Source organism: Pseudomonas abietaniphila, from assembly GCF_039697315.1.
Taxonomy (GTDB): Bacteria; Pseudomonadota; Gammaproteobacteria; order Pseudomonadales; family Pseudomonadaceae; genus Aquipseudomonas; species Aquipseudomonas abietaniphila_B.
Genome location: NZ_CP155619.1, coordinates 5,375,781 through 5,398,010 on the forward strand (window position 1 = coordinate 5,375,781; position 22,230 = coordinate 5,398,010).

General features: G+C 63.7%; 2 protein-coding genes (1 of these 2 cut by a window edge). Both read left to right on the plus strand.

Translation table 11 applies throughout. From position 1 onward, the window contains the following. Positions 1-9,717 (plus strand): amino acid adenylation domain-containing protein, encoded by a 9,717-nt coding sequence (locus ABDX87_RS23685; protein WP_346830055.1) that lies wholly within the window; start codon positions 1-3, stop codon positions 9,715-9,717. Further along, positions 9,717-22,230, plus strand: partial view of a non-ribosomal peptide synthase/polyketide synthase gene (locus tag ABDX87_RS23690; RefSeq protein WP_346830056.1) — the 5' portion only. Its footprint extends 3,689 nt past the window's final position; 12,514 of the gene's 16,203 nt are visible here — the first part of the coding sequence; the start codon lies at positions 9,717-9,719; its stop codon lies beyond the right edge, outside the window. Before ABDX87_RS23685 ends, ABDX87_RS23690 begins: the two co-directional genes overlap by 1 nt.

Sequence of the window (22,230 nt, forward strand, 5' to 3'; positions counted from 1 at the left end):
ATGAAATCCATACGAGATCAGGCCGCGCATTTTCCCGAACTGGTGGGCCATTATGCGCAGAGCCAGCCGGACCGGATTGCCCTTCGACACATCCACCACGAAGAACAGGCTCCGTGGCTGACCACCTACGCGCAGCTGGATCTGCACGCGCGCTCGATCGCGGGTCTGTTGCAGCATCATCTCGGTCCACAAGGCGCTGAACGTTGCGTGCTCATGCTGCCGACCGGCGCCGATTACGCCGCGGCGTTTCTTGGTTGCCTGTACGCCAACGTCATCGCGGTCCCGGCGTTCGCCCCGGAATACAACCGGCAGACCCATCTGGACCGACTGACCGGCATTCTCCAGGACGCCGCGCCGGGCGTGGTGCTGGGGCGTCGTGAGGATTTCGATAAATTCCAGCACCTGTTGCAACCCTTCATGCCGGCACACGGACGGTTCGTCGCCATTGAAGAGGTTCATGGCTGGCAGGGCTCGTTCCAGCCGTCACTGATCGACACCTCGTCGCTGGCGTTTCTGCAGTACACCTCGGGCTCGACCAGCGCGCCCAAGGGCGTGATGGTTTCCCACGACAACCTCATGGCCAACGAAGTGGCCATGGCGCGGCACTTCGTCACCGACGCGTCGACCGAAAGCTGGGTCAGCTGGCTGCCGCTTTACCACGACATGGGCCTGATGTGCGGCCTGCTGTTGCCGCTGTACTACGGCGGCACGTTGAACCTGATGTCGCCCAATTACTTCCTCGGGCGCCCGGCGCGCTGGCTTGAGGTGATGAGCCAATACAACGGGACCTTCTCCGGCGGCCCGGATTTCGCTTATCGCCTGTGCGTGGAGCGCATCAAACCGAGCGCCGTGAAGCACCTCAAACTGAACCCCTGGAGCCTGGCGTTTTCCGGTTCCGAGCCGATTCGCATCGCGACCCTGGACGCGTTCAGTGAGCATTTCGCCCCCGCCGGTTTTGACCGTCGTGCGCTGACCCCGAGCTACGGTCTGGCCGAAGCCACGTTGTTCGTCAGCGCCGCCCACCGTGAGGTGCCGTTCGGCATCAAGCGTTTCGATGGCAGTCAATTGGCTGCGGGCGAGGGGGGCGAAGCATTGTTTGCCAACCAGCGTTCCACCAGCCGCTTACCGGGGTGCGGCTGGTGTCGCGACGACCACGACCTGCGCATTGTCGATCCTGCGAGTCAGCAGGTGCTGCCGTCCGGGCAAGTCGGTGAAATCTGGATCGCCGGGGCAAGCGTCGCCCAGGGCTACTGGCAGAACCCGGAAGCCACCGCGAACACCTTCGTCGAGCAAGACGGCCAACGCTGGTTGCGCAGTGGCGACCTGGGGATCGCCAGCGACGGTGAGCTATTCATCACCGGCCGCCTCAAGGACCTGATCATTCTCAATGGCCAGAACCTCTATCCGCAGGACATCGAGCAATCGCTGGAGAAGAAGGTCGAGTTGCTGCGCCGCGGACGTATTGCGGCCTTTCCGGTCACCGACGAACAGGGCGCCGAAGGCGTTGGTCTGGCGCTGGAAATCAGCCGCAATGTGCGCCGCTTGCTGAATCCACAGATGATCTGCGAAGCCGTTCGCGACGCGCTGTCCGAGCTGTTTCTGGTGGCGCCCAAGGTCATCGTGTTGCTGGAACCCGGCGCGTTACCGCGGACCACCAGCGGCAAGCTGCAACGTTCAGCGTGCCGAGCGGGCTGGCAGAACGGCAGCCTGGACAGCTTCGCCATCTGGCAGGACGGCCGTCTGCTCGACACTCAAGACAATCAGGAAAATGGCGCCGCCGCACCTTTGCTGGCGCCCGTCGTCGCGGCCTGGGCCGAAGTGCTCGGCAAGCAGGACCTCGCCGCTCACGACCATTTCTTTGCCCGAGGCGGCGATTCGGTCGGCGTCGTGCAGGTGTTGGCGCGCCTGAACACCGAGCTGGGCCTCGCCCTTGAGCCCGCGCACCTTTTTGAGCACCCGACGCTGGGCGCCTTCAATGCTCACGTCGCTCGTCAGACCCGCAGTGACCAGGCGCCAAAATCGGTCGCCCGTGTTTCCCGAGAGACGCCACCGGAGCAATCCTTCGCGCAGCAACGCCTGTGGTTCCTCGCTCAACTGGAACCCGACAGCAGCGCCTATCATCTCTGTGGCCAGTTAAGCCTGAGCGGCGCCATCGATGACCTTGCGCTGCAACGCAGCTTCGATGACCTGGCCGTGCGCCACGAAAGCCTGCGCACCACCTTCGCCATCGACACGCACGACACGCTGGTGCAACGCATTCACGCCGCGCAGCCGGTGCTCCTCGAACAGCACGACCTCAGTCTGCACGCGCAGCCGCTGGAAGCCTTGGCGGCGTTGGCCAAGGCCGCCGTCGAGCAACCGATGGACCTGCAGATCGGGCCGCTGTGGCGCGTGCTCAAGGTACGACTGTCACCGGATCAGCAGCAACTGGTGCTGGTGTTGCACCACATCATCGCGGACGGCTGGTCGGTGCAAGTCATGCTCAAGGACTTCGCTGCGCTCTACAGCGCTCATGTTCAAGGGCTGACGCCAACGCTGACGCCGTTGCCGATCCAGTACGCCGACTTCGCCGTCTGGCAGCGCGAGCGACTGGCCGGGGGCGAGGGTGAACGTCAACTGAGGTACTGGCGTGAGCGCCTCGGCGACACGCAGCCGGTGTTGACGCTGCCAGCCGATCGTCCACGCCCGGCGCAGCAGAGCCATCGCGGCGCACGCTATGCCATTGCCTTCGACCGCACGCTCAGTCAGGGGCTTCGTGAACTGGCCGCGAACCAGGGTGCCACGCTGTTCATGGTCATGCTCGCGGCCTACAAAACCCTGTTGCAGCGCTACAGCAGCCAGACCGACCTGCGCGTCGGCGTGCCAGTGGCAGGGCGTACCTGCACCGAGGCGGAAGGCCTGATCGGCTTGTTCGTCAACACGCTGGTGCTGCGCACGGAGGTGTCGCCGCAGCAGTCTTTCAGCGCGCTGATCGAGGCGGTCAAACACACCGCGCTGGGCGCGCAGAACCACCAGGACCTGCCGTTCGAGCAACTCGTCGAGGCCTTGGGTGTGTCGCGCAACCTCAGCCACAACCCGCTGTGTCAGGTGAAATTCACCCAGCAGTTCCCGCTGCCGCAGAACGTGGAAACGGCCGGTATGCGCATGGACGTCAATCAGCTGGATGACTACGCCGCGCACTTCGATCTGGGGCTGGATATTACTGACAGCGCAGACGGCATTCAGGCCGTGTTCACCTACGCCTGCGACCTGTTCGACGAAGCGCGTATCGCCGGGCTGGCCGCGGACCTGTTGCGCATTTGCGCGCAAGGGGTCGCGCAGCCGCAAACCCGTTTGAACGAGCTGCAGCTATCGGCCGTGCCTTCGCGCCTCGATGCCGAAACGGTCGCGTTCCCGGCCACAGACGTGCTGACCCTCTGGGACGTCAGCGTCAACGCGCACCCTGAGCGTCTGGCGTTGCAGAGCGAACAACAGAGAGAGAATTTCGCCTCCGTCGATGCCCAGGCCAACCGTCTGGCCCGGCACCTGCGCCAACTCGGCGTGGGGTCTGAAAGCCGTGTGGGCCTGGTGCTGGAGCGCTCGGTGGAATTTGTCGTCGGCCTGCTGGCGGTGCTCAAGGCGGGCGCAGCCTACGTGCCACTGGACCCGAAATGGCCCGCTGAACGTCAGGCGTTCGTGCTTGCCGACAGCGGCGCGCGCTGGCTGATCAGCGATGCAGTCGCGCCTGCCGACTACACGGGTGAAATCATCAAGGTGGACGCCGATGCCCCTTGGCGCTCGCTTCCTGCCGCAGCGTCGAACATTCGCCTGCATCCCGAGCAAGCGGCGTATCTGATCTACACATCAGGCACCAGTGGCACACCAAAGGGCGTGGTGATCAGTCATGGCGCGCTGGCCGATTACGTTCAGGGCCTGCTCAAGCGTCTTGAACTTGCACCGGATGCGAGCATGGCGATGGTCTCCACCGTCGGTGCCGACCTGGGTCATACCGTGCTGTTCGGCGCCCTGTGCTCGGCGCGCACGCTGCACCTGATCAACCCGGATCGGACCAACGACGCCGACCGTTTTGCGGCCTACATGGCCGACCACAACGTGGGTGTTTTGAAGATCGTCCCGACCCACCTGAGCGGTCTGCTGCAAGCGGCCAATGCCGCCGATGTGCTGCCGGAACGGGCGCTGATTCTGGGCGGTGATGCATTGCCATGGGAGCTGCTGGCTCAGGTCAAACGCCTGAAACCGAACTGCCGCGTCATCAACCATTACGGCCCGACCGAAACCACCGTCGGCGTGTTGAGCAACGAGGTGGCGGACGCACAAGCGACGTCAGAAACGGCGCCCGTCGGTCGTCCGCTACCGAACGCCGTGGCGCTGATTCTCAATGATCAGCTGGAGCCGGTGGTGCAGGGTGACATCGGCGAGCTGTACATCGGCGGGCCTGGCCTCGCCCGCGGGTATCACGACCGTCCGGGCATGACCGCTGCGGTGTTTATTCCGGATCCGAACGGCGCAGGCCGTCGCCTGTACCGCAGCGGCGACCGTGCGCGGTTGTTGGCTAACGGGCAGATCCAGTTCCTGGGGCGCGCCGACGATCAGGTCAAGGTGCGTGGCTATCGCGTAGCGCTGGGAGAGATCGCCCAGCGTCTGCGTCAGCTGGAAGGGCTGCGCGATGCGCATGTCCGGGTGGATGAGCGCGGCCAGTTGATCGCCCACGCACTGATCGCCAAGGGTGTGCAGATCGATGGCGAAAGCCTGCGTGCGCAGCTCGGCGAGAGCCTGCCGGATTACATGGTGCCGAGCCATGTGTTGACGCTGGATGCCTTCCCGCTGACCGCCAACGGCAAGCTCGATCACAGCGCCTTGCCCACGCCGCAGGTGATTTCTCAGCAGTTCGAAGCGCCCCATGAAGGCGTGGAGGCGAGTCTTGCAGCGCTTTGGGAAAAGGCCCTCAACGTTGAAGCGGTCGGCCGTCACGATAACTTCTTCACCTTGGGCGGCGACTCGATTCTCAGCCTGCAGATCATCGCGCGTGCCCGTCGTCAGGGGATTCGCCTGACACCCAAGCAGCTTTTTGAAAAACAGACCATCGCCGAACTGGCGCAGGTCGCCGTGTTGTCCGAGGCCAAGCCTGCCGCTGCCCCAATCGTCGCGGCGGTTGCCCCCCGTGACTTCGCGTTGACGCCGATTCAAGCCCGCTTCTTCGCCTTGCCCGTGGCTCAGCGTTCGCACTGGAACCAGTCGCTGCTGCTCGATCTGCCTCAGGCCCTTGACGTCGCTGTGCTGCAACAAGCGCTCGCCTTGTTGCTGGCGCAGCACGACAGCCTGCGCCTGAGTTTCCATCAGGGCGACGACGGTCAATGGCAACAGCGCTACCGCGACAGTGAAAACGCCGAGCGCGTGCTGTGGACCTGCGAATTGACCCGCGAAGAAGACCTGGCCTCGCTGAGCGACGAAGCTCAGCGCAGCCTGAACATCGAGACCGGGCCGTTGTTGCGCGTAGTCCATGCGCGACTGCCCTCGGGCGAAGGCCGTCTGCTGCTGGCGATCCATCACCTGGCCGTCGATGGCGTTTCGTGGCGCGTGCTGCTGGAGGACCTGCAACACGCTTACAGCCGTCTGGCTGTCGGGCAGAACATAACGCTGGCGGAGAAAACCGCCAGCTTCCAGGCCTGGTCGCAGTCGCTGCAAACCCTGGCTCACAGTCCTGAACTGGCAGCTCAGTTACCGCACTGGCAGGCGCTGAGTGCAGCAGACGCCTGCCTGCCGGGCGACGCCTCGATTCAAAGCAAGGTCGGCGACGGTGAAACCATCGGCCTGACGCTGGAAGCGGACGACACCCGCCGTCTGCTCAGTGAAGCCCCGGCGGCCTACCGCACGCGCATCGACGATCTGTTGCTGGCGGCGTTGTCCCAGGCGCTGCATCAATGGACCGGGCGTCGTCGTCACGTGATCAGCCTCGAAGGCCATGGCCGCGAAGACGCCAGCGGCACGTTGGATTTGAGCCGCAGTGTCGGTTGGTTTACCAGCCTGTATCCGCTGGCGCTGGACGCCGATGACGATGCGGTTGCCACATTAAAAACGGTCAAGGAAGCGGTACGCGCCGTGCCGGAAAAAGGCTTGGGTTATGGCGTGCTCAAGCATCTGGCTGGCGCCGATTTGCCAGAGCTGGTGGGGCAGGGCGTGACGTTCAACTACCTCGGCCGTTTTGATGACACTGAGGGCGCCCTGTTCTCACTGTCGAGCATGGTTCCCGCCCATCTGCGTGACCCGCAAGGCCCGCTGGCCAATGCACTGGCGATAGATGGCCAGGTACGCGACGGTCAGTTGCACCTGGACTGGACCTTCAGTCGCGTGCGTTTCAGCCGCGACAGCATCGAGCAACTGGTGGCGCTGTACCGTGAGCAACTGCTGCACCTGATCGCCCACTGCAGCGATGAACGTAACGCCGGTCTGACACCGTCCGATTTCCCGCTGGCAGGGCTCAACCAGGCGCAACTGGATGCCTTGGCGATTCCCGCCCGGGAGATCGAAGACATCCTGCCGCTGGCGCCCATGCAGCAGGGGATTCTGCTGCACAGCCTGCTGGAGCAAGGCAACGGCATCTACTTGATGCAGGATCAATACGCCGTCGGCAGCGACGTCGATTTCGAGGCTTTCAAGTTCGCCTGGCAGCACGTGGTGCAGCGACATCCCGCCCTGCGCACGGCCTTCCACGGTCTGGAAAGTGGTGTGCAGCGTCAGGTGGTGATGCGTCGCATGCCATCCCCGGCTCAGCTGATCGACCTCAGTCACCTGTCCCGCGAGGCCGCCGAAGCCGAGCTGGAGGCACTGCTCGGCGCCGAGCGCGAACAGGGCTTTGATTTCGCCCGTGCGCCATTGCTGCGCCTGCGGCTGGTCAAGTTTGGCGAGGCGGATTTCCGCATCGTGCAAAGCCACCACCACGCCCTGATCGACGCCTGGTGCCGGGGCCTGATGCTCACCGAGTTCTTCGCCCACTACCGCGCATTCCTCGACGGTCGCCACGTCAGCCTGCCGGCTGCGCGACCTTATCGTGACTTCCTCGGCTGGCTGGCCGAGCAGGACGAAGCCGTCAGCCGAGATTACTGGCGCAACGCGCTGGCCGGCTTCACCGACGTCACGCCGTTGCCGTATCGCCACAGCCCACAAGGCGAGCCGCAGATGCGTGACGTGACCCTGGCGCTGGGCACCGAGCAGACCGCGAAACTGGCCGATCAGGCGCGTCAGTACCGTCTGACTGCCAACACCTTCGTGCAGGCCGCCTGGGCCTTGTTGCTGATGCGCCATGCGGACCGCGAGGACGTGCTGTTCGGCGTCACGGTGGCAGGTCGTCCAACCGAACTCGAAGGCATTGAGGGCGCGCTGGGGCTGTTCATCAACACCTTGCCGCTGCGCATCAAGCGTCCCGGCGTCGCCGCTCCGGCGCTGGACCTGCTCAACGCGCTGCAAGCGCAGAACGCCGAGATGCGTCAGCACGAGCACCTGTCCCTGGCGGACATTCAACTGTTGGCCGACACGCCGCGCGGTCAGCCGTTGTTCGACAGCCTGTTCGTCTTTGAAAACGTTCCGTTGGGCGCCGAGGTTCAGCAGGCCGTGAACGAATACCGGATCAACCCGCTGGCAAACCGTACCCACACCAACTACCCGTTGACCGTGGTGCTGCTGCCGGGCGAGTCGCTGCAATTGCAGCTGACCTACGACACCCGTCACTTCGACGACGTCGACATGACCTCGCTGGTCGGGCATTTCCGCCGACTGCTGACGCAACTGATCGACAACCCGCAACAGACCCTCGATCAGTTGCAGGTGCTGGAGCAGGCCGAACGTGAACAGTTGCTGCAACAGGGTCAGGGACCGGTGGAAAAACACTGGTACGGCATCAGTTATCTGGAGCGTTTCGAGTCCCGCGTGCAGGCGCATCCGAACCTGGAAGTGGCGCGCTGCCAGGGCCAGAGCCTGACCTACGACGAACTCAACCGCGACGCCAATCGCATCGGTCATGGCCTGATCGAAGCAGGCGTGCAGGGCGATGACGTGGTGGCGTTGTTCGCGCCGCGCGGTTTGCCGCTGCTGAGCATGATCATCGGCGCGTTCAAGGCCGGCGCTGCCTACCTGGCACTGGATGATCGTCATCCGGCAGGCCGCAGTGCCCGCATGCTGGTGAGCAGCGCTGCCCCTGTGTTGCTGACGCCACGTGACTCTCTGGCACAGGTCGAGGCGATTCTTACACTGACCGAGGTCAAACCGCGTCTGCTGATCCTGGAGGACCTGCTCAGCAACGGCGCCGAGGGTAATCCCGGCCGCTACGCCAGCGCCGAGCAACTGGCTTATGTGATCTACACGTCGGGTTCTACGGGCGAGCCGAAAGGGGTGATGGTCAACCAGCGCGGGATGCTCAACAACCAGATGTCCAAGCTGCCTTACCTGCGTCTGGGCGAGGGCGATGTGATCGCCCAGACCGCCGCCACCGGTTTCGACATTTCCGTGTGGCAGTTCCTCACTGCGCCGCTGTTCGGTGGTCGGGTGGAGATTCTGCCGGACTCGGTGGTTCACGACCCGCAGCGTCTGCTGGAGGAGGTCGTTGCCAATCAGGTCAGCGTGCTGGAGTGCGTGCCCGCAGTGATCGACGGCATGCTCGCCGTGTCGCCGCACCGGCTCGATGCCTTGCGCTGGTTGTTGCCGACCGGGGAAGCGCTTACCGTGGACCTGGCGACGCGCTGGTTCAATCGATACCCGAACGTGCCGTTGGTCAACGCTTATGGCCCGGCCGAATGCGCCGACGACGTGGCCCTGCACACCTTGACCGCAGCGCCCGCCGCCAAGGCCAACATGCCGATTGGCCGACCGACCGACAACAACCGTTTGTATGTACTGGATTCCAGCCTGCAACTGGCGGCGCCGGGCGTCGTCGGCGAGCTGTACATCGGCGGCGTTGGCGTGGGCCGCGGTTATGCCGCACGTCCTGCGCTGACTGCCGAACGCTTCTTGCCGGACCCGTTCGGTGAAGCCGGTGCGCGGCTGTACCGCAGCGGCGACCTTGCGCGCTGGAACGCCGACGGTGCGCTGGAATACGTCGGCCGTGCGGACTTCCAGGTGAAGATCCGCGGCCAGCGCATCGAACTGGGCGAAATCGAAAACGTGCTGCTGGCTCAACCGGCGGTTCATGACGCCGTGGTCAGTGCGCAACCGACGCTCCACGGTCCGCAACTGGTGGCGTACGTGGTCGCCGAGGCGCAGCAGGCACTGTCCGCCGACGTCCTCAAGACTGCACTGGCCCAAGCGCTGCCGGCGTTCATGGTGCCCGCCCATGTGGTGCAACTTGAGCGCCTGCCGCGCAACGCCAACGGCAAGCTCGACCGCAAAGCATTGCCGGCGCTCAGCGTGCAGGAAAGGACCTTTGAGGCGCCGCAAGGCGAGCGTGAAGAGGTCCTCGCCGAACTCTGGCGGAACCTGCTGAACGTTGAGCGGGTAGGGCGCGACGACAACTTCTTCGAACTGGGCGGGCACTCGTTGCTGGCGACACGTCTGTTGTCGCGCATTCGCGAGCGCCTGGGGGTGAGCATTCCGCTGGCGCAGGCCTTCGAAGCCACGACCGTCGCCGCACAGGCCGCCCTGATCGACACCTTGCAGGGGCAGACCCTGACGCTCGACCGGCTCGATGCCCTGGACGAGTTAATGAATGAGCTGGAGGAAAGCAACTGATGTCGCAACCGAGCATGACTTCGCAAAGCAAGCTGCTGGCCCTGGCCACGCGCTTCCTCAGCCTTGACGCCGCACAGCGGCGGGTGTTCCTGGGCAAGCTGCGCGAACAGGGGCTGGATGCGTCGGCGCTGCCGATTCCGTCCGGCGTGGCGGGCGAGCGCAGCCCGACGTCGTTTTCCCAGCAGCGCCTGTGGTTCCTCGAACAACTGGAACCGGGCAACAGCACCTACCACCTGCCCGGCGCCCTGCGCCTGAAAGGCACGCTGGACGTCGCTGCCGTGCAGTCGGCCTTCGAGCGTGTCGCCGAGCGTCATGCCAGCCTGCGCACCGTGTTCGACACCGCCGAAGACGGCACGCCGGAGCAAGTGATCCAGCCGCCACGGGCGTTACCGTTCGAGCAACTGGATGCCGCCGACGAGACTCAATTGCACGGGGTGGCCGAGGCGTTTGCGCGCCGTCCGTTCGATCTGGCTCAAGGTCCGCTCTGGCGCGTGGCACTGGTCAAACGCACTGACGACGAGCATGTATTGCTGGTCTGTCTGCACCACATCATCGCCGATGGCTGGTCGATCCAGGTGCTGTTGCTGGACTTCGTGCAGGCCTACCGTGCGGCGCTGGAGAACACTGATTCGACCCTTGCGGAACTGCCGCTGAACTACGCCGACGTCGCCCTGTGGCAGCGCGCCTGTCTGGAAGCGGGTGAGGGCGACCGCCAGCTTGAATACTGGAAACAGCAGTTGGGCGACGAGCCGCCGGTGCTGGAACTCCCTGCCGACCGTCCGCGTCCGGCGCGCCAGAGTTTCCGGGGCGCGCGCCTGCCGTTCAGCTTCGACGCGGTCTTGTCCGATCGCATGCGTGCACTGGCGAAGCAGCGTGGCGTGACGTTGTTCACTGTGATGCTGGCGGCCTATCAAGTGCTGCTGCAGCGCCTCAGCGGGCAGAACGATCTGCGTATCGGCGTGCCGATTGCCGGGCGTCAGCGCGCTGAAACCGAAGGGCTGATCGGCTTTTTCGTCAACACCCAGATCCTGCGCGGCGAGGTCACGGCCGAGGCCAGTTTCAACCAGATCATCGACAACGTACGTCTTGCGTCCCAAGGCGCGCAGGCCCATCAGGACCTGCCGTTCGAGCAACTGGTGGACGCCTTGGCGCCGGAACGCAGCCTGAGCCACAACCCGCTGTTTCAGGTGCTGTACAACCACCAGCAGCGTCAGGATGAAGCCCTGCAATTGATGCCCGGCCTCAAAGCCACGCTGATGCCGCTGGACAGTGGCAGCAGCCAGTTCGACCTGGCGTTGCACACCTGGGAAAACGCGGCGGGGGAACTGGCGGGCAACTGGAACTACGCCACTGACCTGTTCGATCACGGCAGCATTGAGCGCCTGCATGAACGATTCGTGCAGCTGTTTGCGCAGTTGCTGGCACAGCCGGAAGCGTCGATTGGCGATGTTGAACTGCTCGATGCGCAGGATCGCGCGCAGCTAATTCAGTTGAACGACACGGCGCGGGATTGGGCTGGCGTTTTTGAGGGCGCGGATGAAAGCGTCGTCCATCGTCGCTTCGAGCGTCTGGCGCAGGTGCATCCTCAGCGTGAAGCCTTGCGCTGTGGCGATCAGGTACTGACGTATCAGCAACTGGATCAGCGGGCCAACCGGCTGGCGCATTTCCTGCGCGAACACGGCGTGGGGCGCGAAACGCTGGTCGGTGTCGCGGCGTTGCGTTCGGTTGAGATGGTCGTCGCGTTGTATGCCGTGGTGAAAGCCGGTGCTGCGTATGTGCCGCTGGACCCGGAATACCCGGTGGATCGCCTGCGCTACATGCTGGAAGACGCGGGGATCGGTTTGCTGCTGAGCCATGACGTCGTGATTGATGATTTGCCAGTTGTTGACGGCTTGCAGGTGTTGAATCTGGATCGACTTGAGGTGTCGAGTCAGCCAGTGACGGCGCCGGTAGTCGAGATTCATCCCGAACAGCTGGCCTACATGATCTACACCTCGGGTTCGACCGGGAAACCCAAAGGCGCAGGCAACACGCACGCGGCGCTGTTTAACCGTTTGGCCTGGATGCAGGAAGCTTATAACCTCGACGCATCCGATGCCGTGCTGCAAAAGACCCCGTTCAGTTTCGACGTTTCGGTCTGGGAGTTTTTCTGGCCGTTGATGGTCGGGGCACGTCTGGTCATGGCCCAACCGGGCGATCATCGCGATCCTGCGTTGCTGACGGCGCTGATCGAACACAACCAGATCACCACGCTGCACTTCGTGCCATCCATGCTCGCTGCCTTTATGGCTCAAGACGATCTGTCGGGCTGCGTCTCGCTGAAACGCATCGTGTGTAGCGGTGAAGCGCTGCCTGCCGATCTTGCCCGAGAAACCCTGCAACGCCTGCCCAACGCGGGACTGTTCAACCTCTACGGCCCGACCGAAGCGGCCATCGACGTCACCCACTGGACCTGCCGCAATGAACCGGGCGCGGCTGTGCCCATCGGTCGCCCGATTGCCAACCTGCAGATCCACATCCTCGACAGCCGCCTGAACCCTCAGCCCATCGGCGTACCGGGCGAGCTGTACATCGGCGGGGCCGGTCTTGCCCGTGGTTACCATCAGCGTCCCGGCCTCACCGCAGAACGCTTCGTCGCCAGCCCGTTCGGCAATGGCGAGCGCCTGTACCGCACCGGCGATCTGGCCCGCTGGCGTGCCGACGGCGCGGTGGAATACCTGGGCCGTCTCGATCACCAGATTAAGTTGCGCGGCCTGCGTGTGGAAATCGGCGAGATTGAATCGGCTCTGCTGGACCATCCGGCGGTCAGCGAAGCCGTCGTCGTTGCGCGTCAACTCAGCACTGGCCTGCAACTGGTGGGCTACCTCGTTGCTGAGTCCTTCGACGAAGAGCAACTGCGCAACCAGCTGAAACAACGCTTGCCGGATTACATGATCCCGGCGCATCTGGTGACGCTGGAGAAATTTCCGCTGTCGGCCAACGGCAAACTGGACCGCAAGGCCCTGCCTGAACCGCAACTGCAACAACGTGCGTTCGAAGCACCGCTGGCAGGCGTGGAACGCGAACTCGCCGAGCTGTGGCAGGACTTGCTGGGTGTGACGCAGGTCGGTCGTCAGGACAACTTCTTCGAACTGGGCGGCGATTCGATTCTCAGCCTGCAAATCGTCTCCCGCGCCAAGAAGCGCGGCATTCAACTCACGCCTCGGCAGATGTTCGAGCGCCAGACCATCGCCGACCTGGCGCAGGTTGCCCAAGTGCTCAACCGTGATGAAGCCGCGACCGTTGCGCGCGTCGAATTCAACCGCGACATCCCGCTGACGCCGATTCAGCACGGGTTCTTCGAGCAACCGATGCGCCGTCGCAGCCACTGGAACCAGTCGTTGCTCCTGACGCCCGATGAAGCACTGGAAACACCGGCACTCACCCGGGCACTGCAAGCGCTGATCAATCAGCATGACGCTCTGCGCATGACGTTCGTGCAGCAGGACAATGGTCAATGGCAGCAGCGTTATCGTGCCGAAGGCCATCCCGCTGACCTTGCCGGAGACCTGTTGTGGGAGCGCAAGGTACGAGTCGGGGAGCTGGCTGCGGCGTGCGATCAAGCACAGGCCAGTCTTGATCTGAAAGACGGTCCGTTGCTGCGCGCCGTGCATTTCACGCTGGCCGACGGCGGCGAGCGACTGTTGTTGGTGGTGCATCACTTGGTGGTGGACGGCGTTTCGTGGCGCATCCTGCTGGAAGACCTGCACAACGCGTACGCCCAGGCTCAGGCTGGCCTGTCGGTCGATCTTGGCGAGAAAGGCTTGCCGTTTCAGCGTTGGGCCCATCGCCTGCTGGACTTCGCCTACAGCGATGCACTGCTGGCCGAGGCTCACTACTGGCGCAACCTGCCGAGTGCTCCGCCACTGCCGGTTGCCCGTCCCGATGGAAAGGCACTGCAAGCCTCGGTTCAACAGCTCCATTTGCAACTGGACACGGCCCGCAGTCAGGCATTGCTCAGCCAAGCGCCAGCGGCTTATCGCACCCAAATCAATGACCTGCTATTGACCGCGCTGACCCGCGCGATTGCGCAATGGAGTGGTGAATCCCGCGCCCTGATTGCGCTAGAGGGGCATGGCCGTGAGGATCTGTTCGAGGGCCTTGATCCCTCACGTACCGTAGGCTGGTTTACCAGTCTTTACCCGGTCAGCTTGCAGGCTCAGGACTGCCTCGATGCTGCACTCAAACACACCAAGGAAACCCTGCGCGCCGTACCGAATGGCGGCATCGGTTATGGTCTGCTGCATCACCTGCGCGGCGAAGCGTTGCCGTCGCTGGAAGGCTGCGTGTTGTTCAATTATATGGGCCGTGTCGGCCATCCAACGGGCCGCCTGCAAAACAACAGTGGCCTGTTCACGCTGGCCGAAGAAGGCAGCGGGGCGCAACGTGACGCCGACTCGCCGTTGGCCTGCGAGCTGTCGGTGGATGCGCAGGTCCGCAACGGACAGTTCAGCCTGACGTGCAGCTACAGCGGCGAACGCCATGAAACCCCGTCTGTCCAGCGCCTGCTCGACGCTTACGCCAACGCGCTGGACGAAGTGATTGAGCATTGCCTCACGCATTCGGCGGTCACACCGTCGGACTTCCCGGCACTGGACCTGACTCAGGCGCAACTCGATGCATTGCCGGTCGCCGCCCGTGACATCGAGCAGCTGTACCCGCTGACACCGATGCAGCAGGGTCTGTTGTTCCACAGTGAACTGGGAGAAACCCAAAGCGCTGATGATGCCCGCGATCTGTACATCAATCAGGTGGCGCTGGACATTGAGCACCTGCCGCTGGCGCGCTTCAAGTCGGCGTGGGCGGGGGCGGTGCAGCGCCATCCGGTTTTGCGTGCCTCCTTCCTGCGTCTGACCGGCAGCCAGCAACCGGTGCAAGTGATTCGTCGCGATGCGGCGCTGGTGGTCCGCGAACTGGACCTGCGTGCCGGTCAACAGGCGCTCAGTGACGTGCTGGCTGCTGAGCGTGAAACCCCGTTCCAGTTGCACGAAGCGCCGCTGATGCGCGTGTTGCTGGTGCGCCAGAGCGAGACGCGTTGGAAGCTGGTGTGGACCTTCCACCACATTCTGCTCGACGGCTGGAGCAGCGCGGCGGTGCTGGGCGAAGTGATTCAGTCGGCCATGTCCGACGCCGCGCCGACAGCGGCCGGTCATTACGGCGATTACGTTCAATGGTTGCTGAGCCGGGACGCGCAGGAGAGCGCTAGGTTCTGGCAGCAGCACCTGGCCGGTTTCGAGCAACCGACGCTGATGGCGACCGCCTTGACCCCACCCACGTCTGCCAACGGCGAACCGCTGCCGACGCAGGTGAGGGTGACGTCGATGGACCTGGACAGTCAGTTGCTGCATAACACGGCGCGCCGTCAACGGGTGACCGTCAACACGCTGATTCAGGCGGTCTGGGTGCTGCTGTTGCAGCGTTACACCGGGCAAAAGCGCGTGGCGTTCGGCGCTACGGTGTCCGGCCGTTCGGCCCAGGTGCCGGGCATCGAACGCATGCTTGGCCTGTTCATCAACACCTTGCCGCTGGTGCAGGCGCCGGAATCGCAGCAGAAGGTCGGCGACTGGCTCAACGAGCTGCAAGCGCACAACCTGGAACTGCGCGAGCACGAACACACGCCGCTGTTCGAAGCCCAGCGCTACGCCGGGCACGCCGGACGTGACCTGTTCGACAGCCTGGTGGTGTTCGAAAACTACCCGGTGGACGCCGTACTGCGAGACAAACAGGCCGGAGGTGTAAACCTCGGTTCGGTGGAACTCAGCGACAAAACTCACTACCCGCTGAGCCTGGCGGTGGTGGCGGGCGAGCAGGCCCACATTCACGTCAACTACCACAGCAACGTGTTCAGTGCCGAACAGATCGACCGCCTGTGCGGGCATTTCCAGACATTGCTGGACGGCCTCTGCCGCTTCCCTGAAGCGAGCGTTGGCGAGCTGTCGATGCTCACCCAGCGGGATGTCAGCGAGATGCACGCCTGGAACCAACCACCGTTCTCGCCCTACGTCGATCGCCCGATTCACGAGTTGATCGCCGACCACGCACGCCTGCGGCCTGACGCCATTGCTTTGGTGCATGGCGAACAGCGCCTGACCTTTGCCGAATTCGACCGTCGCGCCAACCAGTTGGCCCACGCCTTGCGCGCGCGGGGTATCGGCACCGAGGTGCGCGTGGCGATTGCCATGGAGCGCGGGATTGATCTGTGGCTGTCGTTCTTCGCCGTTCTGAAAGCGGGCGGGGCCTACATCCCGCTGGATCCGGATTACCCGGCCGAACGCCTGCGCTACATGCTGGAGGACGGCGGCGTGAAGTTGCTGATCTCCCACGATGCCGCGCTGGATCGAGTGCCGGTGGGTGACGTGCCGCTGCTCAACCTGGATCAGCTTGATGTTTCCTCTGAACCGGAAACCGCGCCGGACGTGATGATTCATCCGCAGCAACTGGCGTACCTGATCTACACCTCGGGTTCGACCGGCAAGCCGAAGGGCGCGGCCATCGCCCACAGCGATATCTCGATGCACATCCAGACCATCGGCGAACGCTATGGCTTCACGCCGGAGGACCGGAAATTCCACTTCCTCTCGATCAGCTTCGACGGCGCCCACGAAGGCTGGATGATGCCGATGTGTTACGGCGCTCGAGTCGTTTTGCGCGATCAGGAACTGTGGAGCGTCGAGCAGACTTACGACACCTTGATTCGTGAAGGCATTACGGTGGCCTCGTTCCCGCCGAGTTACCTGCGTCAGCTGTCGGACTGGGCCGGCGTGCAAGGCAAAGGCCCGGGGGTGAAAACCTACTGCTTCGCGGGCGAGGCCTTCAGCCGCGAGATGCTGCATGACGTGATTCGCAATCTGCAGCCGCTGTGGATCATCAACGGCTACGGCCCGACCGAAACCGTGGTCACGCCGACCCTGTGGCTGGCGTCCTCGGAAACCGCGGACTTCACCACGGCCTACGCGCCAATTGGTGATCTGGTCGGGGATCGTCAGGGTTACGTGATGGACGCCGACCTCAATCCGCTGCCCCAAGGCATCGCCGGTGAGCTGTACCTCGGTGGCGCGGTGGCGCGAGGGTATCTGGACCGTCCAGGTGCGACGGCCGAGCGTTTCCTGCCGCACCCGTTCCGACCGGGCGAGCGGATCTATCGCAGTGGCGACCGCGTGCGGTTGAACAGTAAAGGCTTGCTGGAATATTTGGGCCGCATCGACCACCAGATCAAGATTCGTGGCTTCCGCATCGAAGCCGGTGAGATCGAGGCCGCGCTGAAAGGCTGTGAGGGCGTTCGCGAAGCCTTGGTCATTGTTCGTGATGGTCCGAGTGGCAAACGTCTTTTGGGCTACGTTGGCGGTCACGAGCTGGACGAAGAGCAGATCAAGCAGCAACTCCAGGTGACCCTGCCGGAATACATGATCCCGGCGCACATCATCCTCATGGAGCGTCTGCCTCAACTGCCGAATGGCAAACTTGATCGCAACGCGCTGCCCGATCCGCAGGTCAGTTCCAGCGACTATCAAGCACCGCAAACCGCGCTGGAACAGCAACTGGCTGCGTTGTGGCAGCCGCTGCTGGGCATCGAGGCGGTGGGGCGTAACGATCACTTCTTCGAACTCGGCGGCCACTCGCTGCTGGCGATGCAACTGATCTCGCGCCTGCGTCACGAACATGATCTGAGCGTGCCGCTCAGGGTGATGTTCGAAGCACCGCGTCTGGCCGATTTCGCCCAGCGCATCACACAGCTGGCGCAACCCGCGAAGCAGCTTGAACTCACCGCACGCCACGCGACGAGCGCTGTGCAGTCGTTCGCCCAACAACGGCTGTGGTTCCTCGATCAGTTGCAACCGGGCGGAAACGCTTACAACCTGCCTGGTGCAGTGCGCCTGCGCGGTGAGCTGAACGAAGCAGCCTTGCAGTCGGCGTTCGACGGGTTGGCCGCACGTCATGAAGTGCTGCGCACACGCTTCGCCGCCGGTGATGGCGTGCCGCTGCAACGGATCGATGCGGCGAGCACCGTGGACATCGAACGTCTGGACATCCGTGCGGAAGTGGAGCCTGAAGCAACCTTCAACGCCCTGGCTCAGGAATTCGTCAAGCGGCCGTTCAATCTGGCGCAAGGCCCGCTGTGGCGTCTGGCGCTGGTGCGTGTGGCTGCGGACGAGCACCGCCTGTTGTTGTGCCTGCACCACCTGATTTCTGATGGCTGGTCGGTGCGTGTGCTGTTGCAAGAGTTCAGCGAGCTGTACCGCGCCGCGGTGGAAAGCCGTGCGCCGCAGTTGGCGCCGTTACCGGTGCAATACGCCGACTTCGCTGCATGGCAGCGCGAGTGGCTGGAAGCGGGCGAGGGCGAACGCCAGTTGCAGTACTGGCGCGAACAACTGGGCGACGAGCATCCGGTGCTGGAACTGCCGACCGACCGGCCGCGCCGGGCGCAGCAGAGTTATCAGGGTGACCGGTTGCTGTTCAGTTTCGATGGCGAATTCAGCCAGCGTTTGCGCACCTTCGCCAAACAGCGCGGCGTAACGCCGTTCATGGCGATCCTGGCGGCGTATCAGGTGCTGTTGCACCGCCTCAGCGGGCAGAACGATCTGCGCATCGGCGTGCCGATTGCCGGGCGTTCGCGTCTAGAGGTGGAAGGCCTGATCGGTTTTTTTGTCAGCACCCAGGTGCTGCGCGCTGACGTCAGTGCCGAGCGGTCGTACCGTGAGGTGCTGGAGCAAGCGAAGGTCACGGCCCTCGGCGCTCAGGCCCATCAGGACCTGCCGTTCGAGCAACTGGTCGAAGCCCTGCAACCGCAACGCAGCCTGAGCCACAACCCGCTGTTCCAGGTCGCGTACGACCACCAGCAACGTGACTTTGCGCCGCTGTCCGGACTGCCGGGATTGCATGCTGAAGTGCTACCGCTGGACGACGGCAGCAGCCAGTTCGATCTGGCGCTGAACACCTATGAAGATCCCGATGGCGGCCTCGGCGGATCGTGGAATTACGCGACCGATCTGTTCGACCACGGCAGCATCGAGCGTCTGCATGTGCGTTTTGTGCAGCTGTTTGAACAGTTGCTGGAACAGCCGGATTCGGCGGTTGGTGATTTTGAACTGCTGGATCGGCAGGACCGTGAGCAACTGGCGTTGGTCAACGACACGACGCGGGACCGGTCTGTCGATGAATCTGTCGTGCATCGCCATTTCGAACATCTGGCGCAACAGCATCCGGATCGCGAAGCCCTGCGCTGTGGGGATCAGGTGCTGACGTATCGGCAACTGGATCAGCGTGCCAACCAGCTGGCTCACTACCTGCGCGAACACGGTGTGGGGCGTGAGTCGTTGGTCGGTGTCGCGGCGTTGCGTTCGGTTGAGATGATCGTCGCGTTGTATGCCGTGGTGAAAGCCGGCGCTGCCTATGTGCCGCTGGACCCGGAATACCCGGTGGATCGCCTGCGCTACATGCTCGAAGACGCGGGCATTGGTTTGCTGCTGAGCCATGACGCCGTGATCGACGATCTGCCCGTTATTGACGGCTTGCAAGTCTTGAATCTGGATCGTCTGGAACTCGCAGGTCAGCCTGTTTCCGCTCCGGTAGTCGAGATTCATCCCGAACAGCTGGCCTACATGATCTACACCTCGGGTTCGACCGGGAAACCCAAAGGCGCGGGCAACACACACGCTGGGCTGTTTAACCGTTTGGCCTGGATGCAGGAGGCTTATAACCTCGACGCGTCCGATGCCGTGCTGCAAAAGACGCCGTTCAGTTTCGACGTGTCGGTCTGGGAGTTTTTCTGGCCGTTGATGGTCGGCTCCCGGTTGGTCATGGCCCAACCGGGTGATCATCGCGATCCTGCCTTGCTGACGGCACTGATCGAAAAGAACCAGATCACCACGCTGCACTTCGTGCCTTCGATGCTCTCGGCGTTCATGGCGCAAGACGACCTGACCGGGTGTGTCTCGCTGAAACGCATCGTGTGCAGCGGTGAAGCGCTGCCTGCCGATCTTGCCCGAGAAACCCTGCAACGCCTGCCCAACGCGGGACTGTTCAACCTCTACGGCCCGACCGAAGCGGCCATCGACGTCACCCACTGGACCTGCCGCAATGAACCGGGCGCGGCTGTGCCCATCGGTCGCCCGATTGCCAACCTGCAGATCCACATCCTCGACAGCCGCCTGAACCCTCAGCCCATCGGCGTACCGGGCGAGCTGTACATCGGCGGGGCCGGTCTTGCCCGTGGTTACCATCAGCGTCCCGGCCTCACCGCAGAACGCTTCGTCGCCAGCCCGTTCGGCAATGGCGAGCGCCTGTACCGCACGGGCGATCTGGCCCGCTGGCGTGCTGACGGCGCGGTGGAATACCTGGGCCGTCTCGATCACCAGATCAAACTGCGCGGCCTGCGGGTTGAGATCGGCGAGATTGAATCGGCTCTGCTGGACCATCCGGCGGTCAGCGAAGCCGTCGTCGTTGCGCGTCAACTCAGCACCGGCATGCAGTTGGTGGGCTATCTGGTCGCCACTGATTTCGACGAAGAACACCTGCGCACCCAGCTGAAACAACGCTTGCCGGACTACATGGTCCCGGCGCATCTGGTGACGCTGGAGAAATTTCCGCTGTCGGCCAACGGCAAACTGGACCGCAAGGCACTGCCTGAACCGCAACTGCAACAACGTGCGTTCGAAGCACCGCTGGTGGGCGTGGAAAGCGAACTGGCCGAGCTGTGGCAAGACTTGCTGGGCGTGGAGCAGGTGGGCCGTCAGGACAACTTCTTTGAACTGGGTGGGCATTCGCTGCTGGGCATTCAACTGGTGGCACAGATCCGTCGTGACCTCAAACTTGAACTGCCGTTGCGTGCGCTGTTCGAGACGCCGGTGCTGGCTGATTTGGCGCATTACCTCAACACCCGCGCCGAGCGGGCGGCGATACCGGCGTTGTTGCCGCGCAGCCAGCGTGAGTTCGCCCCGCAGTCCTTCGCGCAACAGCGCCTCTGGTTCCTTGCCCAGCTGGAACCGGACAGCACGGCGTACAACCTGCCGTGCGTGCTGGACCTCAGTGGCGCGTTGCAGATCGACGCCTTGCAACGCAGCTTCGATGCGCTCGCCGCACGGCACGAAAGCCTGCGCACCTGCTTCTGCCCGGCTGAAGTCGGGCATGGGCAGCAGGGCGTGCCATTGCAACGCATCCTGCCGGTGGGCAGTGTCAGCCTGGACCGCCATGACCTGCGTGAGAGCGCGCTGCCGGAAGAGGCGTTCGCCTCGCTCGCCCATGCCTTCATGAATCAGCCCTTTGACCTCGATGCCGAGCGTTCACCGTGGCGTGTCGCGTTGGCGCGAGTGGGAGAGCGCGAGTGGCGCTTGCTGCTGTGCATGCACCACATCATCTCCGATGGCTGGTCGGTGCAGGTCATGCTTGAAGACTTCGCGCGGCTGTATCGCGCCTTCTCTGAAGGGGAAGACGCGCAGTTGCCGAAGCTGGACGTGCAATACGCGGATTATGCCGCGTGGCAGCGCGACTACCTGACTGGGCCTGAACGCGAGCGGCAGTTGAGCTGGTGGCGCGAGGCACTGGGTGACGAACAGCCGGTGCTGGAGTTGCCAGCCGACCGCTCCCGTCCGGCCGAGCGCGATGGCAAGGGCGGACGGCACGCCTTCGTGCTGCCGCAGGCGCTGGCCGACAGGCTGCGTCAGACCGCGCGAACCCATGACGCCACCTTGTTCATGCTGTTCCTGGCGGCGTTCGACACGCTGTTGTATCGCCTCAGCGGCCAGCGCGATCTGCGCACCGGCGTGCCCGTAGCAGGGCGTGCCGACGTGCAGACTCAGGGCCTGATCGGCTTTTTCGTCAACACACTGGTGTTGCGGGCACAGGTCAGCGGCGACTTGCCGTTCAGCCGCTTGCTGGCTCAAGTCAAGGACAACCTGCTGGGCGCCCATGCCCATCAGGACCTGCCGTTCGAGCAACTGGTGGAAGCGCTGCAACCGGCGCGCAGCCTCAGCGTCAACCCGCTGTTCCAGGTCAGCTACAACCACCAGCAGCAGCCGGACATGGCGCTGCTGCAGTTCGATGGCTTGAACATCGAAGCGCAACAGTGGGACATCAAGGGCGCGCAGTTCGACCTGGTGCTCGGCACCTTCGAACATCAGGACGGCCGCATCAGCGGTTATCTGGACTACGCGACCGACCTGTTCGACGCCTCAACCGTTGAGCGCCTTTACGGGCAGTTGCTGACCGTGCTGAACGCTGTCTGCGCGCACCCGCACACCGCCATCGGTGATCTGCCGCTGCTCGGCGAAGCTGATCTGGCCGCGCTGGATCAGTGGAATTCACCCCCGTTCTCGCCCTACGTCGATCGCCCGATTCACGAGTTGATCGCCGACCACGCACGCCTGCGGCCTGACGCCATTGCGTTGGTGCATGGCGACCAACGCATGACGTTTGCCGAATTCGACCGCCGTGCCAATCAGTTGGCCCACGCCCTGCGTGCGCGCGGCATCGGCACCG